The organism is Blautia glucerasea (assembly GCF_020537505.1).
In the GTDB taxonomy this organism is placed as follows: domain Bacteria; phylum Bacillota; class Clostridia; order Lachnospirales; family Lachnospiraceae; genus Blautia_A.
The window spans coordinates 1-960 of sequence record NZ_JAJBMO010000081.1; the positions used below are offsets into that span (position 1 = coordinate 1).

Annotated in this window: 1 protein-coding gene and 1 pseudogene; both read right to left on the bottom strand. The window is 46.4% G+C overall.

Annotated elements, in window-relative coordinates:
- Positions 1 to 256, bottom strand: a pseudogene (locus LIQ05_RS19295) (ATP-dependent DNA helicase); the annotation flags it as partial.
- Between the two features lie 21 nt (positions 257 to 277).
- A partial coding sequence (locus LIQ05_RS19300; RefSeq protein ID WP_226822928.1) for a DUF4240 domain-containing protein occupies positions 278 to 960 on the bottom strand: 683 nt, incomplete at its 5' end.

Here is a 960-nt window from a genome sequence, read left to right on the forward strand (position 1 = left end):
CACATCCCGAATAACCGGAATGCAGTACACTATATTTCCGCATCAGGATGCAGGCAGTCAGATAGGCATAGGTTTTTCCAATGCCCACTCCTGCATCACAGAGCGTGATCTCATTTTTCATAAGGGCATCCAGCATTTCATGGCAGAGACGGATCTGTTCTTCTCTTACGTGAAGCCCGACTTCCGGTAGAAGTTCCCGAAAGATTCTTTCCACTTCGCCATGCGCCCTTTTTTGATATTCATTTTTATAACACATTACTTCTCCTTGCCGGGAAGCTTATCTTACCGTACCCTTACGGACGGATCTGACTGCTTCCGGTGCTTTTGCTCCCTGCTCCTGCATTTTCTTTATGGCAGCATTTCCCCGTGCCATCATCCTTCGGATATCCGTCCGGGAAACATTCCATGTCCTTACCTTCTGTGGAGCATTCCTTACCTGCTCGGACAAATGCCTTTCACAGAGTTTCGGATAAACCACCATGGCTTCTGGCAATTCCAACGGATACTCGATCATGGGATGGTACACAATATCCCGGATCACCTGCTCATAGCTTTCCATCTGCATTCTGGCTGTACTATCCTGGTAAATATTTTTTCCTTTCATGGCACTGTAGACCTGCGATGAGATATATCCCAATGATTCAAAACTACAGTATCCATAAGGAGTTACACCGGAAAGGGAATCCGGATCTTTTAAGGCATTCAGATAAACTTCTTTTCCCTGGGCGATCAACCACATCCGAAAATCGGAAAAGCTGTCATCACTGCACCCTGTTTCCATCAGAATACCTGCCGCTGTCCATAAGCCATACTTATAAGCTGCATCCCGGTAACTGTAAACCAGATTATGGAATTGCAGAACATCCTCCGGTGTCATATAGAAAAGCTGTTGCTTGATCCACACCGCCGAAGCATCCAGATCGGTGCCGCACACTTCCTTTGCTTTTTCAATCAGATTCC